The 14,797-nt window shown below is 56.1% G+C and carries 13 protein-coding genes and 1 pseudogene; 7 read left to right on the top strand and 7 right to left on the bottom strand.

All coding sequences use genetic code 11. The annotated features are described in order from the left end of the window. The first annotated feature begins 13 nt into the window (after positions 1–13). From Q0955_RS20635 to Q0955_RS20610, 6 genes are all read left to right on the top strand, one after another. Positions 14–1,465: an aldehyde dehydrogenase family protein gene (locus tag Q0955_RS20635; RefSeq protein ID WP_299428740.1), complete on the top strand. Its 1,452-nt coding sequence runs from the start codon at positions 14–16 to the stop codon at positions 1,463–1,465. Further along, positions 1,465–2,451 (top strand): membrane dipeptidase, encoded by a 987-nt coding sequence (locus Q0955_RS20630; protein ID WP_299428737.1) that lies wholly within the window; start codon positions 1,465–1,467, stop codon positions 2,449–2,451. The genes Q0955_RS20635 and Q0955_RS20630 overlap by 1 nt, the downstream gene beginning before the upstream one ends. A gap of 3 nt (positions 2,452–2,454) precedes the next feature. After that, on the top strand, positions 2,455–4,149 hold the full coding sequence (locus tag Q0955_RS20625; protein WP_299428734.1) for a hypothetical protein: 1,695 nt from the start codon (positions 2,455–2,457) through the stop codon (positions 4,147–4,149). After that, complete coding sequence (locus tag Q0955_RS20620; protein WP_299428731.1) at positions 4,146–4,787, top strand: DUF3726 domain-containing protein; 642 nt, start codon at positions 4,146–4,148, stop codon at positions 4,785–4,787. The genes Q0955_RS20625 and Q0955_RS20620 overlap by 4 nt, the downstream gene beginning before the upstream one ends. Positions 4,788–4,801: 14 nt before the next feature. Then, complete coding sequence (locus Q0955_RS20615) at positions 4,802–5,812, top strand: Ldh family oxidoreductase (protein WP_299428728.1); 1,011 nt, start codon at positions 4,802–4,804, stop codon at positions 5,810–5,812. 90 nt (positions 5,813–5,902) lie between these two features. Next, positions 5,903–7,735: a BCCT family transporter gene (locus Q0955_RS20610; RefSeq protein WP_299428725.1), complete on the top strand. Its 1,833-nt coding sequence runs from the start codon at positions 5,903–5,905 to the stop codon at positions 7,733–7,735. Between the two features lie 727 nt (positions 7,736–8,462). On the opposite strand, the gene Q0955_RS20605 is transcribed toward Q0955_RS20610, so the two are convergent. Genes Q0955_RS20605 through Q0955_RS20575 form a run of 7 tightly spaced genes read right to left on the bottom strand, consistent with a single transcriptional unit; the run spans position 8,463 to position 13,164 of the window. Beyond that, positions 8,463–9,527, bottom strand: a complete 1,065-nt coding sequence (locus Q0955_RS20605; RefSeq protein WP_299428722.1) for a ferredoxin--NADP reductase — start codon at positions 9,525–9,527, stop codon at positions 8,463–8,465. A gap of 1 nt (position 9,528) precedes the next feature. Beyond that, positions 9,529–9,759: a hypothetical protein gene (locus tag Q0955_RS20600; protein WP_299428719.1), complete on the bottom strand. Its 231-nt coding sequence runs from the start codon at positions 9,757–9,759 to the stop codon at positions 9,529–9,531. 8 nt (positions 9,760–9,767) lie between these two features. Next, positions 9,768–10,253, bottom strand: a complete 486-nt coding sequence (locus tag Q0955_RS20595) for a hypothetical protein (RefSeq protein ID WP_299428717.1) — start codon at positions 10,251–10,253, stop codon at positions 9,768–9,770. After that, the gene (locus tag Q0955_RS20590; RefSeq protein WP_299428714.1) at positions 10,250–11,140 is read right to left on the bottom strand and encodes an ABC transporter six-transmembrane domain-containing protein; all 891 of its coding nucleotides are present in this window, start codon (positions 11,138–11,140) and stop codon (positions 10,250–10,252) included. The genes Q0955_RS20595 and Q0955_RS20590 overlap by 4 nt, the downstream gene beginning before the upstream one ends. Continuing rightward, the gene (locus Q0955_RS20585) at positions 11,137–12,303 is read right to left on the bottom strand and encodes an aromatic ring-hydroxylating dioxygenase subunit alpha (protein ID WP_299428711.1); all 1,167 of its coding nucleotides are present in this window, start codon (positions 12,301–12,303) and stop codon (positions 11,137–11,139) included. The genes Q0955_RS20590 and Q0955_RS20585 overlap by 4 nt, the downstream gene beginning before the upstream one ends. A gap of 10 nt (positions 12,304–12,313) precedes the next feature. Beyond that, positions 12,314–12,577 (bottom strand): hypothetical protein, encoded by a 264-nt coding sequence (locus Q0955_RS20580; RefSeq protein ID WP_299428708.1) that lies wholly within the window; start codon positions 12,575–12,577, stop codon positions 12,314–12,316. Continuing rightward, complete coding sequence (locus Q0955_RS20575) at positions 12,574–13,164, bottom strand: TetR/AcrR family transcriptional regulator (protein WP_299428705.1); 591 nt, start codon at positions 13,162–13,164, stop codon at positions 12,574–12,576. The genes Q0955_RS20580 and Q0955_RS20575 overlap by 4 nt, the downstream gene beginning before the upstream one ends. Positions 13,165–13,627: 463 nt before the next feature. Here Q0955_RS20575 and Q0955_RS20570 point away from each other — a divergent pair. Continuing rightward, positions 13,628–14,644, top strand: a pseudogene (locus Q0955_RS20570) (IS1182 family transposase); the annotation flags it as partial. Between the last annotated feature and the right edge of the window lie 153 nt (positions 14,645–14,797).

Genomic DNA, 14,797 nt, shown 5'->3' with positions numbered 1-14,797 from the left:
GCGGAGACCCCGGATGACCGAAACAAAACTGAACCTCATCGCTGGCACCTGGACAGCAGGCAGCGGTGAGATCGAAAACCGCAACCCATCTGATCTTTCTGACCTGATCGGCATGTTTGCGCAGGCGTCCTCCGATCAACTGGAAGCAACCTTGGATCAGGCAAAAATCGCGCAGGCGGAATGGGCCGCTTACGGGATTGAACGCAAGTACAATGTACTGATGTCCATCGGCAACGAAATGATGGCTCGCGCGGAAGAGCTGGGTACGCTGTTGTCCCGTGAAGAAGGCAAGCCTCTGGCAGAAGGCAAGGGCGAAGTGTATCGCGCCGGTCAGTTCTTCACATATTACGCCGCTGAAACTCTGCGTCAGATTGGTGAGAACGCGGACTCTGTGCGCGAAGGTATCGAAGTTGACGTGCGCCGCGAAGCGGTTGGTACTGTTGCTATCATCAGCCCCTGGAACTTCCCGACTGCAACCGCATCCTGGAAAATCGCGCCGGCGCTTTGCTATGGCAACGCGGTGATCTGGAAGCCTGCGAACGCAACCCCGGCTTCTGCAGTTGCCCTGACTGAAATTATTGAACGTCAGGACATCCCGAAAGGTCTGTTCAGCCTCGTGATGGGCGCAGGCCGTGAAATTGGCCAACGTCTGGTCGAAAGCCCGAAGGTTGATGCTATTTCCTTCACAGGTTCCGTGCCAGTGGGCAAAGGCATTGCCGGTGCTGCGATCCAGAACCTCACCAAAGTTCAGATGGAAATGGGGTCCAAAAACGCGCTGGCGGTTATGGATGATGCGGATCTTGACCTGGCAGTGACCCTGGCACTGGGCGGTGCTTTTGGCGGCACTGGTCAGAAATGTACGGCTTCCTCCCGGCTCGTGGTCCACGCGTCTGTGCATGATGCTTTTGTTGAAAAACTAGTGGCAGGTGCGCAGGCTATGAAAGTGGGCCACGCGCTCGAGGCAGGGACACAGATCGGCCCGGTTGTGACCGAACAGCAATTGAACGAAAACTTGGCCTATGTTGATCTGGGCAAATCCGAGGGTGCGGAGCTGCTTTGCGGCGGTCAGCGTCTCGAGATGCCACACCAGGGCTATTACATGAACCCGGGTGTTTTTGTCGGCACAAGCAATGACATGCGCATCAACCGTGAAGAAATGTTCGCACCTCTTGCGGCGGTGATCAAAGTCGACGGGTATGAAGAAGCCCTGTCCGTTGTGAATGATACAAACTTCGGCCTGACTTCTGGTATCGTGACGCAATCTCTGGCTCGTGCAAACCACTTCCGCCGCAATGCGCAAACCGGTTGTGTCATGGTGAACCTGCCAACCGCAGGCACCGATTACCACGTGCCATTCGGTGGCCGCGGGGACAGTTCGTACGGGCCACGTGAACAGGGCAAGGCAGCGGCTGAATTCTACACGACTGTGAAGACCGCTTATATCTCCAGCGGTTCGCCATTCTGATGCGTCGCACGATGCTGATAGATAGCTTGCAATATGCCAACTGGTCGAAAAAGATTTTCCGCCAGTTGCGCGAAGGGGGCGTGGACGCGATTCACGTTACCATCGCCTATCACGAAAACTTCCGTGAAACGGTTCTGAACTTTGAAAAATGGAACCGCTGGTTTGAACAATACCCGGAACTGATCATGAAAGGTCAGTGGGCGTCGGACATTGATGTGGCTCGTGCAACCGGGCGCACCGCTGTGTTCTTTGGCTTCCAGAACCCAAGCCCGATTGAAGACGACATCGGACTTGTGGAAATCGTCCACACGCTTGGCGCTCGTTTCATGCAGCTGACCTATAATAACCAGTCCCTGCTTGCGACCGGCTGTTATGAAGATGAGGACATGGGCGTCACCCGCATGGGTAAACAGGTCATCAAAGAGATGAACCGCGTGGGTCTTGTGGTCGATATGAGCCATTCCGGCGACCGTTCCACCATTGAGGCGGCGGACCTGTCTGAGCGCCCGATCGCAATCACCCATGCCAATCCGCATTCCTGGGCACCGGCCCTGCGCAATAAAAAGGATGATGTCATCCGCGCGGTTACTGAAAACGGAGGCATGTTGGGCTTTTCTGTCTATCCGCACCACCTGAAAGACAAGGGGGCCTGCACGCTCGAAAGCTTCTGCGAGATGATCGCGCGCACCGCTGAGAAATTCGGGGCAGAGCATCTGGGGATCGGTACCGATCTTTGTCAGGACCAGCCGGACAGCATCGTGGAATGGATGCGCGTCGGGCGCTGGACCAAGGAAATCGACTACGGCGAAGGGTCCGCCAGCTCGCCGGGTTTCCCGGATATGCCGCAGTGGTTCCGGGACAACCGTGACTTCGGCAACATCGAAAAAGGCCTGCGCGCGACGGGACTGTCAGAAGAGGAAGTTGCCGGGATTATGGGGCGCAACTGGTACAATTTCTACGCTGAAAACTTTAAACCACGAGGGTAAAACATGGGGGCATCCGTACAAAACTCCATTCCGCGGCGTGATCCGGCCCTGGTGATGCGTCTGAGCCGCCTTGGTTCCATGCATCAGTGCCGTCTCAGCTTTATGCGGGTGCTGACACGCCGTCTGGCGAATGAAAATTGGAGTTTTGCACGGCCTGTCTTTGATGTGGACGCAAAGGGCGTTGGTCATGCGGTCTATACCGCGACAGGCCCGTCGCGCACTTATTCCCTTGTGGCATTTGCGCATGATCTGCCGCCGGAAGAGCGGTCTGATCGTGTGATTGCCACGGCGTGGGATGCGACCTTTACCCTGTTTGACGGAGTGCCGACGGCCGACGATATCGAACGGCTGTCGCATAATGTTCCCTATCAGGAAGCTGGGCGGGTCAATGAAAAATCCCTTTCTGTGTCCCGAGCCAACCGCTCTGTGCGCCTTTGGGAACATATGGTGGATGCGCTTGCAAAAGGTGATCAGCCGGATGTCGATAAGGTTGTTTCGGTTGGGTATCTTATGCGTACAACGGCGGTTTATGGCTCCGGGAAACTGGGTGCTGCGGATCATGAAACCATCGCGGATCGCCCAGAATTTGACGCGCCCTTCCAGGCGGAAATGCTGTCGGTTTTTCTGACCCGGGCGTTTGTGCGCGACATGATCAATCACATGGCGCGCGCCCGTGGTGGTGCTCAGGCGGCAGAACTTGCCTTGGACATCGCGCATGGTCTTGGGATCGGAAACTCAACCGGTCTTGGCATGGCGCCGTTTCTTATCAATCATCCGGTTCTGCTGAACAACTGGGTCGCCGCCCGGGAAGAAGCCATTGCGCGCGTACGCAGCCTGAACACCGCGCAAGAGGCAGAGGCAAATCTGTTCCGCAGTCTCTTCGCCCGTGCGCAGGTGCTGGTTGAGACTTGGCGCTCAGAGCACCCGGTACAGATCAAAAAACTGGTCGCGTTGAAGGCTGACCTTGAAAAGGTCGAAGCCTTCCTCGGAGGCGATGATCTGACGGCTAACAGCCCCTGGGACCGCCTGCTGAACTGGACGAGCGCGGCCCTGTCTGAAGAAGGACAGGAACTGATCGCATCGCTGATTCTGGAACCCTACGGTGAACTGGTGGACGATCTTTCGCCCGCCATGTCGGATCACCGTCCGGATGCCTTCCGCATTTTGGGAACCATGTCTGTCAAATCCACGCGTAATCTTATGCGCGCAGGTTACGCCCAGGCGCTTGAAACCGACTGGTCCGCACAGGAAAACTGCGCCCGTGCCTGGTATGTTTCAGAAGAAAAGCTGGAACCACGCCTGGGTGAACGGTTTGAAGAGCCGATTGCAGAATACGAACAACCGCTCTCCCCGGGAAGGGACGTGGCCCTTGCCTTTGCGGATCTGAAAACCTGGGATGATGATGCCCCGGTGTCTGAATTCCTACTGAACCACCCGGAACACCGCCACAGCATTCGCCGCGTACAGATCAACGCCTGCGCGCCTTACAGCGAAATTCAGGACAATACGATCTGTGCGGACATGATGCCAATCGACATGCTGCGCTATAAGCTTGCGACTTTTGGTGCGACGCATTTTGACCCACGCTCTGACCGCTGGTTGCGGATCTGTATGTTTGGCAACGCGCCATACCCGGAAGAGCTGACCCCTGAAAACGCTGATCTCTGGGTCTACCCGGATGCGGAGGGGAATTCATGAGCTATGCACTGAACGAAGTCGAAGCCCTCGCCAAACGCGCTGTGCGTGGTGCTGGTATGAGCTGGGGTACGGCAGAAGAAGCAGCGAAAGCAACCCGCTGGCTGTGCCGGAACGGGATTGATGGGGCAGGGGTTCTATCTGCCCTGCTGGATCACAATCAGGGGAAAGCGGAACAGGATCTGCGCCCGGCAGAGACATCGGGGACCTGGTGCGCTGTCGATGCCGCGCAACTCTGCGCCTTGCTGGCCGGCGCTGCCTTGTCTGATGGAGCTCTAAAGCTGAAAGATGCATCCATTACCATGCAGCGGCTTTCTTTCCCGGCCCTTCTGCTGCCTTTCATGGCTTCAGCGGCAGCACAGCTGAACTGCGTTCTGGTGCTGGAATGTGATGCGGGATCTGCTTCTACAGATGGCAACCTGCTTGCCCTGTCAAATGATGCCCTCCTGCAGGCAACCTCTGTTGATGTCGTGATCCGTATCGGTGATTTGACCGGCAACATCCTTTCCCAAGTCAGTCGCGCCAAACCTGCGCCGGAAGCCTGGGGCACCCTCAACACCTACGCCCATAAAACCTATGCCCCCGCGACCGAAGCCTCGCGTCTAGCCGGGGCGGGTGCCGGGCTATCTGACAATGATTAATCAGGACGAATGATATGACCGAAACCAGAAACCTGACACTTGGCGAAATAGAAGACATCGCTTTCCGCGCCCTTGTTGCCGCAGGCACATCAGAGGCAAACGCACGCCCTCTGGCGGCGGCAACGGCGTCAACAGAGGCGGACGGTGTTGCCAGCCATGGTCTCGCCTATATCCCGATCTATGCGGAGCATGTGCAATGCGGCAAGGTTGATGGTCAGGCCCAGGCGGTTCTCAGCCAGCCGCGCCCGGGCGTGATTTGCGCCGATGCGGCGACAGGTTTTGCCCATTCCGCGATTGATGCAGGTTTTGAAAAGCTGATCCCTCTGGCGCGTGAACAAGGCGTGGCCGCGCTCGCGATCCGCAACAGTTATAACTGTGGCGTGCTTGGCATCCACACCGCACGCCTAGCAGAAGCCGGCCTGATGGGCATCGGGTTCACCAATGCGCCGGCCTCTATTGCGCCGTCTGGTGGGGCGAAACCTGTGGTAGGGACCAACCCGTTTTCCATCGCGGCCCCTGGTGCGGATGGCCAGGCAGAGGTCTTGATTGACCAGAGCGCCAGCACCATCGCGAAATCAGAAGTGATGAAACACGCCCGCGAAGGCAAAACCATTCCGGAAGGCTGGGCGCTCGATGCGCAGGGCAACCCGACAACCGATCCCGAAGTCGGCCTGAAAGGCTCCATGGCGCCATCGGGCGGCTACAAAGGTGTCGGTATCGCATTGATGACTGAAATGATGGCCGCCGCCATGACCGGCGCGACCCTGGGAACAGAGGCATCGCCCTTCTCCGGCACCGCAGGTGGCCCGCCCAAAACCGGACAGTTCTTCTTGGCGATCGACCCGGGCGCGACCTCTGGAAATGATTTCGGCGCTCGCATTGCTGCTCTGGCGGCTTCCATCCGGGATCAGGAAAACGCGCGCCTGCCGGGGGACGGGCGCAAAGCAAAACGTGCGCGTGCACAGACAGAAGGGGTAGCCGTCAATGTGGCCACCCTCGATCGGATCAACGCCATCTTCGGCTGATGTTCTGAGGGGAATGACGAGGGTCAGGGGCGTTGTCCCTGGTCCGGGCCAACTGGCCAAGGGGAATAGTGCGAACAGGGAGGAGACATCATGTCAACCAAAGCACCGTTTACGGATCTGGACATTAAAACGTCCGATTCAGGATTTTACGAGGGGTATAGCATCCCGATTGCGCTGTTCAGTAAGACTGTAATGGCCTTGCTTGTGATCTGGGCGCTGGTCTGGCCGGCGAATGCCAATGGCGTTCTGGGCAGTCTGAACTGGAGAATCCTGGGTGAATTCAACGCGTTTTACATCATCATCACAGGCTTCTTTGCCTTCTTCCTGTTTGTTCTGGCAGCACTACCACAAACCGGTAAGATCCGCATGGGCCGGGAAGGTGAGCAACCGGAGTTTTCCAACTTCTCTTGGTTCTCCATGATGTTTGGTGCCGGTTTGGGGGTGGGGCTGATGGTTTTCGCCACGGCTGAACCTCTGGGTCTCTGGGGATCAAACCCTGTTGTTGTGGCCGGTGATGTTGTCGGCAACACGCCTGAGGCTGTACAGTCTGGCTACCGCTACACCTTTGCGCACTACGGCATTCACGCCTGGGCGATCTATGTGGTGACAGGTCTGTCTCTGGCTTACTACGCTTATACGCGCGGCCTGCCTCTGACCATCCGCTCCGCTCTGACACCGCTGTTTGGTAAATACATCAACGGTTTCTTGGGCCATGTTGTGGACGTTCTGGGCATCGTTGCAACTATCCTGGGTGTGTCTGTGACCATCGGTTTTGGCGTCAGCCAGTTCATCGATGGTGTCTATGCAGTCACCGGCATGGAATGGATCATGGATATGGGCGGTGAAGCCCCTGTACCGGGTACTGTTGGACTGATCGCTGGTCTGCTTGTGATCATGGGTCTGTCCATCATCTCTGCGGTGACCGGTGTGGATAAAGGCGTTAAGATCTTGTCCAATCTGAACTTGGTTCTTTCCGTCATCCTGCTATTGACCTTCGTGGTCTTCGGCTCTTTCATCTTCGCTATGACAACCTATGCATCCGCACTGGTGGATTACATCCTGCATTTCGTGCAGATCAGCTTTGGCGCCTGGACGCCGCAGGATCCGGCAGCCTTTGCAGCAGCATTGCCAGAAGCAGCCAAACCACTTGCTGATGATCTGATCGGCGGCGCCACCAATGCCTGGGGCAGCTTTGACGGCTTCAAATCCGGCCTCGAGGGGGCAGCAGCGGAGCTCGACGACGCAACCCTCGCAGCTGTTTATGATGCAGGTAACGCAGGCCGTCAGTTTGGTTGGCAGGCTGGCTGGACAACTTTCTACTGGGCATGGTGGATTGCGTTCTCACCTTTCGTGGGTCTGTTCCTTGCGCGCATTTCCAAGGGCCGTACCATCCGTGAATTCATCTTCGGCTGTGTCTTTGCTCCAACTGCTGTGTGTTTTGCGTGGATGACCATTCTGGGCGCAACCGCAATTGATCTGGAAATTTCCGGCGTGGCAGACGGTGCAATCATCGCAGCCTCCCAGTCTTCCAAGCTCTTTGTGACTCTGGAACAAATCATTTCCGGTGGTTTCCTGACGCTGATCACTGTGATGTGTGTGGTTCTGATCCTGACCTTCCTTGTGACCTCTGCGGACTCAGGCATCCTGGTGATGAACACCATTATGTCCGGCGGTGAAACCCAGGCCGGCGTCAAACACCGCATCGTCTGGGGCGTGATCCTGACGCTGGTGATGGGCACGCTTCTGGTTGCCGGAAAGACCAATGGTGAAGCTGATCCGATGGAAGCGCTAAAAAGCGCGATGATCATCGGGGCGCTACCCTTTACCATGGTAATGGGCCTAATGTGCCTGTCCCTGACCAAGGCTCTCTACAATGACAACAAACGTCGTAATGAAGCGGGGCTGACCTCGCCCGCTGAGTAAGCGATAATTGAGGGGCGGCGGTCAACGGCTGATCGCCGCTCCTTGGTGCTCAGGCCCAAGGTTTGGTGCACCAAATCTTTTCTAGAAAACCTGAGACGGGGATGCCCACGCGAGCCTGGGTGTGCTTCATGCTGTCCAGGAGGCTTTGTCGTCAATGACCGCAAAGGGCCGGAAGCGGAAGTGCTCCGTTTTCGCTTTGAGTGGCAGCTATGCGCAGGAAGCGGCTTTTGCAAAGCCTTGGTGGTTTTCGATTAAGTCAGGAGAGGGTGGTCGGGCAACGCGGATCAGGAGAGTTTTCCCAAACAAGACATCGGGTTTGTACCTTTGAGGAATGGCTGTTGGCGGTCTCTACGAGAGGTCGCGGATCGCCATAAGGATGACGACTCCAATGACTGTAAGCCCACCCAAAAGGAGCAATATAGTTCGCCCGGATTTGGATTGAGCTAACCCTACCCCAATCTGGCGTGGTAACCAGACGAGAATAAACAGCAGAATAATCAGGACGACAAGTAGTTCCACTTCTGCACTCACCAACTAACCTGAGATTTTCCAACTGACATTCTGACGTAAGGATGTTGAAGTTGTCCAGCCAGATCGGGCGAGGCTCGGTACTTGGTCACACAATACTGAATTTTAATGGTCCACCAACGACAGCAATGCGCAGATAGCAATCTTTGCAAAGTCTCGTGTGCAACCGAAACCTGTTCTTGTGATCGCTGGCGCTATGTCAGGTTCCGTCCGGGAAATGGACCTCCAAACGATTGCTTGTCGCGACCGATTGGCAGCACAAAATGTCACCGGACTTGATTTCTTTTTCGTCTAAAGCCATGTGCGCCCTCATGTGGATGTCGCCTGATGTCAACTTGGCGCGACACGCGCCGCAGACTCCTGATTGGCAACTGAACGCCGGGGACAGACCTGCCGCCAGCATCGCATCCAACACAGTTTGATCCGGCGCGATTTGCACTTCTGTTGTTGTCCCGTTCAGGGTCACTAGAGCGGCTGCCGCCTTGCCTGCGATGCCCCTATTGGTTTGCGTTTGCCCGCCAAAGCTCTCCATGTGAATGCGGTTTTGGGGGACATCAAGGTTGGCAAGAGCACGGGCGACGTCTTCGTTCATACTGCCGGGGCCGCAGATCCAGTATTGCGTGTCCTGCGCCACAGGCGGCATTTCAGTAATCGCCGCCTGTACAGCGTCGGCATCCACGCGTCCCTTGCGCCAAGGGGAGAACCCACTCCACATGGATTGTGACGACAGTACATGGCGGACCGTGATCCGCTCCAGATACGCCGTTTGCAATTCTTCCAACGTGTCGTGAAAGATAATCTCTTTTTCCTTTGGGTTGCCCAAAACCAAATGGGCAACTGAGTACGGCTCCTTGGTCAACACATCGCAAATCATGGCGTACAATGGCGTGATGCCACTGCCCGCTCCAAAGAAATAGTGGGTGCGCCGTGCCAAGGGATCGGGGGTTAATTTGAAGGTGCCAAAGGGCGGCATGACTTCGATCAGGGTACCGACGGTGAGTTGATCGGCAACAAAGTTGGAAACCACGCCATTTTGGACACGTTTAACCGTGATCCGTAAGTCGCCATCCGGCGGGTTGGAGATGGTGTAGCACCGCCGGTGCTCTTTTCCGTTGACGTTCAATCGCAAGGTCAGATGTTGACCGGCAACCCAGCGGAACGTCTGTCTGAGGTATTCAGGCACCGCGAAAGTGACGCTGGTTGCACGTCCGGAAATGACGGGCTCAACGCCCTGCACGGAAAGAGAATAAAACTGGGTGTCCATGTCAGACTCCAATGTTGGGAGCGGACAACACCGCCCAGAGAACGCCAAGGCCCGCAAGAATTGTGGTCCACATCCACGCCGGCGGTTCATAGCCTGTCAGCCAGATGACGGCATAGTCGATCGCAAACCATGCCATGAGCCAAACAGCCCACGGACCCAATCCCGCTCCACCCAGAATGAGCCATGCAAAGGCGGCAAGAAAAATGAGGTTTGAAAGGAGGAACAGAAGCATTTTTGGCCTCATCGAAAGTCGTAAGTGGTCGTCACTTTGCGAATGAGATTGCGGCCGAGAAACGGGATGATTTCGAACCGATCGGTTTCTTTCATCGTACCGCTATAGCCATCCCATGTGTATGCAACCTTGGCCGTCGAAGTGACCACGGTTGTCGCGCCGTCCAGCGCGACGGTCTGCTCCCGCGCGGAACGGTCCGTTTCCGCGTATCCTTCCAGCGCAGTTTGCAGCTCCGGACTGGACTGCCAGTCGGGCAAGTTTTCCCAGTCGCTCAGCGCGTAACTGAAAGAGAAGTCCTGACCGGGGAGACCTGTGAAAACGTCGATATGATGCGATGCTTCGGGATGCCAATCGCGCCAATTGGCCACCTGATCCGCCTCCGTTGTGGCGGCGTAGTAGCGCGCCACAAGGTCAGTGGCGCTGTTTGACGGCGCTGCAACAGCCAATCCTGCCGCAAGCACCATTCCAATCGCTGTTGCGGTGATACGGTTCATGAGTGGACCTCCGTTTGGTTGATGCGTCCAGTGATTTCTGAGAGACGAGAGAACGATTGCAGTGTGACAGGCAAAACAAGTGCGCTTTCGACAAAATCCCAGCTGTAAGTCACGATCGAAAAGACCTGCCCTGCGCTGGCGTTTAGCCCCTGTGTGGCAAACCAAAGGTTAAACATCTGCAACCCCAGCAGCGCCACAAAGATCAGGCCATAAACGACGCCCTCTGTGTCAGATATGCGCACTTCAGATTTTCGCAGCGCCAGAAGATGCGCGCCAAGCCGCGGCAGCGAGCGCCCTTCCAGCACCCCGACCTGCTTTTCCGATTGCTCGTTGAGAGCGCGATTGAGATGAAAGAACCGACGGTGGACGGCGCCGTAGAGCAGAGCCGTTACAACCAGCGCGGCCAATGCCGCCAACACAAGTCTGGGATGGAACCCAGCCAGAATGATGATGGCGGCGGTGGCGCGAATTATCGCAGTGACACTTTCCGGGGCCTCCTTTTCCAGAAAGTCCACCAGCTCGCGCCCCATCGACAGCCGCGCGTTTACGCGCGAGACAGGCAAGGCGGCAGACCGTGCAACCAGTGTTTTGCCCAATTCAACCCGCATAATTCCGTAAGCGCGGGTGTCATAGACCCGCCGCACGGTGGCCACGACAATCAACAGGAGAAACACCACGCCAAGCTGGAAAAACGCGACGTAGCTGTCCTGCATTAGCCCATCAATGGCAAAGCCAATCAACAATGGGATGATTGCGAACAAGGCAACCTCGACAAGGGTCATCGCCCAGGTCACGGAGATTTGCGGCCAGAATACTGAAAACAATCCTCCAAGCGTCAGGGATTTGTCGCGCAACAATCCTGCGCGGCGTCTCAGTGCGGCTTTCATTTCGCAGCGGTTTCCTGTTGGGCCATGAACTCAAGGATGGCTTTCTGGTGGTTTGTGATCGGGCTTTCCCCGGTACTGGCCGGGCCGATTTCCAGATACGGGCTGGCCAGAGACTTCTGTTGCTGCTCACAGGCGTAGATGTCTTCGGCGGTGAAGTCGCCTGACGCCATCGGATCGTCTTCGCTGGCGACATCATCGCCGCTGTATTTTGGGCCACCAAAACTCTTCCAGAATCCGGCGCTGCTCCAGGATTGTTTGCTGTATTCCCAGCTAGTGGCATTTGCGAGCTTCGTGCGGTTTTCGATCCGTGTCAGATCAGGTGCAAGCGGGGTGATGACAAACAGGTTCCAGCTGTCTTCGCTTGCCCCCAACCCAAGTCCCGGAAACAACATCGGCACCCATGCGCCGCGATGCTGCTCGGGAATGACCCGCGGTGTTGGCAGATTTGCTTCCAAATCCTTGCCATAGGCCTCTGACGGCGGCTCCCAAAAGTGATAATGCGGTCCCTTCCAGCCGTATTCAGCTTTGGCGTGGTCATACATATGCAGCGTGTTGGAATGCAGGTGGCTGAGGTGGTACACATCGATGTAGTTCTCGACCACGATTTTCCAGTTGGCCTTGATTTCGTAGGTCTGGCGCGCGTCTTCATACTCCACGAGTTCTTCCGGCTTGTGTGGGCCCAAGAGCGGGTCCACTTCGCCCAGATAGGCGGCAAGCGACGGCGGATTGGGATCGGGGTGGACAAACAGCATCCCGCGCCACACATCGACGGCCGCAGGTTTGAGACCAAGACAGCTTTTGTCGATCCCGTTTGGATACTCTCGCGCCTCGTCCGGTACAGAGACCAAATTGCCCTCCAGGTCATAGGTCCAATCGTGATACGGACAGGTCAGCGCCTTTTGCGTTTTGCCTACCGCGCGGATCAGTTGAGTGCCGCGATGGCGGCAAATATTGTGGAACGCACGAAGGCGAAAATCGCGGCCCATCACGATGAAAATGTTGTTCAGCCCGGCCTGAACCGAAACATAGTGGCCGGGTTCGGGCACATCCTCAACCAGACCGGCGTAACGCCACGTGCGCGAAAAAATCAGGCGCTGTTCGCGGTCAAACCAGTCTTGTGAGGTATACGCGTCCAAGGGAAGGTTGTGATACATGCGGGTCATTTCAGTCTCCTCAGACCAGCCAAGCGGCGTATTGGGGGAACAGGCTTGCGGCCACCATCATCGCGCCAAACAGCGCCCACAGGGTGACAACCGCCCAGAACAGAACCGGGTCTTCGACGCGGTTCACATCAAACACAAAATGTGCGTGGCCGCTGCGAATGGCAGGCGCCAGCCACCAGAGAAACAATAGCCCCCACACCCAATAAAGGCTGAACGCAGCCGCAATGACGAGCACGGGGAAGGCAATGTGGTTTAGGATACGCTGACGGCTCATCCTTCCCCCTCCAATGACGCGAGCAGGATGGCAGCGCCATCACGCAACTCGTTTCGCCATGCCTGTGGTGGTGACAAAATCGAAAGGGAATCCAAGTTCACAAGGATTGCCATGACGCCCTGCGCGACTGCGCGCGTCTTTTCCATTGAGCGGTTCGGCGACAGACGTTGAAATGTCCGTGTGAGCGCCTGCAAAAAACGCTCAAGACTGTTGAGCAGCGCATCTCGTTGGTCTGGCTGGTCGCCAACAGAGACGGCCAGGGCCTGCCATGCCACCAACAGTCGGGGATCGTGATCAATGTCTTCTGCAAAAAGCAGGCCGATCACCTCTTCGTATGATTGTGCCTCTTTCAGTACAGCGTCAGCACCATCTGTCATCCTGTCAAAAACAAGCACCACATGGTCGCAGAGCGCTGTTATCATTTGCCCGCGATTGCCCAAGTAGTGACGCAGGAGCGGACGCTTTACGCCAGCCTCCGCCGCGATCCGTTCTTGCGTCGCACCTTCAAGCCCAAACCGCGCAACACAGGTGAGGTAGGCATCCAAAATTTCGTCGGATCTCTGATCCTTTAAGCTGGGGCGCGGCATGGTGTCTCCATAGTTGTCATAATTGACAAATAACAGGGCTTGATAAATTGTCAATTATGACAAAAAATAAAATTGAAAGGACCTCAGTCATCACGCGAGTTGGCATCTGCCGTTGTTCGAGGTTTGCTGCCAGCCGAGTTGTGTCTTGCGAATTGCTCGATTGATGCAGGCCGAGGGCAGACAGAGTGGAGAATGAAAGACTATCGCGCGTTGAAATCCACTTGAATTTGCGCCCGCAAAGTCTCGCGCTTCGTCACTTTATGGGCGAAGGTCAGCGGATTAGACTAAAACACACATCTGCACTAACCGAAGCGAAGGACCGCTTTCTGCCGTCTGCTTGAATGGACTGAGGTCGCCATCGAAAAGGCTCACGTCTGCATGGGGCTGATTTTGTTGAAAAACTCTTGCTTGATCGAAGGGTCAATGGCTGATTCAATTCCCTTATTGATTGGGGGATTTGGCGATGTTGGGACCGAGACAGGAAGCGCAGGCAGCACTGTTTTATGAGTTCTCACTAGAGGACCACGTGCCCCAAGATCATCTACTGCGGTCAATTGATCGGTCTGTCGATCTTGGTAACATCCGGACATACCTCGCCGACTTTTATAGCCATACAGGCCGTCCTTCGATTGATCCTGAGCTGCTGATCCGCATGCTCCTGGTGGGGTATTGCTTTGGTATCCGTTCGGAGCGGCGGCTCTGTGAAGAGGTCCATTTGAACTTGGCGTATCGCGGGTTTTGCCGCCTTGATCTGTCTGATCCCATCCCCAACCATTCCACGTTTTCCAAGAACAGGCACGGGCGCTTCCGCGAGAGCGAACTGCTGCGCCATTTATTTTAGACCACTGTAGCGCGATGCATCGCGGAAGGCCTTGTCAGCGGCCAGAGGATGGCGATTGATGCCAGCCTGATCGAAGCGGATGCAAACCGGCAGTTCTCGGCACCAAAGGAAGAATGGGATACGAAGCGCATCGATATGGATGCGGCCCCACGTGCTGTTCGCGAGTATCTCGACACCCTGGATGAGGAGGCGTTTGGTGCTGCAAGCGAGGTCCAGCCAAAGTTCACATCCTTCTCTGATCCGGCGAGCCAGTGGACAGCGGCCCGCAAAGGCCCAGCATTCTTTGCATATTCTGACAACTATCTCATCGATACCGATCATGGTGTCATCGTTGATGTTGAAGGCACCCGTTCAATACGGCAAGCCGAGGTCGGTTCAACGAAGACCATGCTGGATCGGGTCAAAGACAGGTTCGATCTCGACCCAGAATGGTTGATCGCAGATACAGCCTACGGTTCAGGGCCAATGCTAGGCTGGTTGGTTGATCGCAACATCGCGCCACATATCCCAGTGATCGATAAAGCGGGGCGCACCGACGGAACATGGTCCCGTGCAGACTTCGAATGGGATGCGCAAAACAACCAATACATCTGCCCCAAGGGTGAACCGCTTAAGCAGTTCCGCCGGAATTACTCTGACCTGTGCGTCGTCAGAGTTTTTGGAACCAAGGGCGGCCTAAGCTAAGAGAGAGTTCGGCTCATCTGGTTGGTTTGATTTGTCTGACGTCAGCGCTAATGGGTCCAAATAGGGCGATTTGATAAGGGAGTGTTTCTGGCTCATCGTAACCACTGA

The organism is uncultured Shimia sp., assembly GCF_947493595.1.
In the GTDB taxonomy this organism is placed as follows: domain Bacteria; phylum Pseudomonadota; class Alphaproteobacteria; order Rhodobacterales; family Rhodobacteraceae; genus Shimia.
Note: the sequence above shows the minus strand (reverse complement) of the source record. Positions and strands in the feature narration are given on the sequence as shown.

Coding starts and splice junctions, on each gene's coding strand:
- Q0955_RS20635 (WP_299428740.1), top strand. CDS start 14: ATGACCGAAACAAAACTGAACCTCATCGCTGGCACCTGGACAGCAGGC.
- Q0955_RS20630 (WP_299428737.1), top strand. CDS start 1,465: ATGCGTCGCACGATGCTGATAGATAGCTTGCAATATGCCAACTGGTCG.
- Q0955_RS20625 (WP_299428734.1), top strand. CDS start 2,455: ATGGGGGCATCCGTACAAAACTCCATTCCGCGGCGTGATCCGGCCCTG.
- Q0955_RS20620 (WP_299428731.1), top strand. CDS start 4,146: ATGAGCTATGCACTGAACGAAGTCGAAGCCCTCGCCAAACGCGCTGTG.
- Q0955_RS20615 (WP_299428728.1), top strand. CDS start 4,802: ATGACCGAAACCAGAAACCTGACACTTGGCGAAATAGAAGACATCGCT.
- Q0955_RS20610 (WP_299428725.1), top strand. CDS start 5,903: ATGTCAACCAAAGCACCGTTTACGGATCTGGACATTAAAACGTCCGAT.
- Q0955_RS20605 (WP_299428722.1), bottom strand. CDS start 9,527: ATGGACACCCAGTTTTATTCTCTTTCCGTGCAGGGCGTTGAGCCCGTC.
- Q0955_RS20600 (WP_299428719.1), bottom strand. CDS start 9,759: ATGCTTCTGTTCCTCCTTTCAAACCTCATTTTTCTTGCCGCCTTTGCA.
- Q0955_RS20595 (WP_299428717.1), bottom strand. CDS start 10,253: ATGAACCGTATCACCGCAACAGCGATTGGAATGGTGCTTGCGGCAGGA.
- Q0955_RS20590 (WP_299428714.1), bottom strand. CDS start 11,140: ATGAAAGCCGCACTGAGACGCCGCGCAGGATTGTTGCGCGACAAATCC.
- Q0955_RS20585 (WP_299428711.1), bottom strand. CDS start 12,303: ATGACCCGCATGTATCACAACCTTCCCTTGGACGCGTATACCTCACAA.
- Q0955_RS20580 (WP_299428708.1), bottom strand. CDS start 12,577: ATGAGCCGTCAGCGTATCCTAAACCACATTGCCTTCCCCGTGCTCGTC.
- Q0955_RS20575 (WP_299428705.1), bottom strand. CDS start 13,164: ATGCCGCGCCCCAGCTTAAAGGATCAGAGATCCGACGAAATTTTGGAT.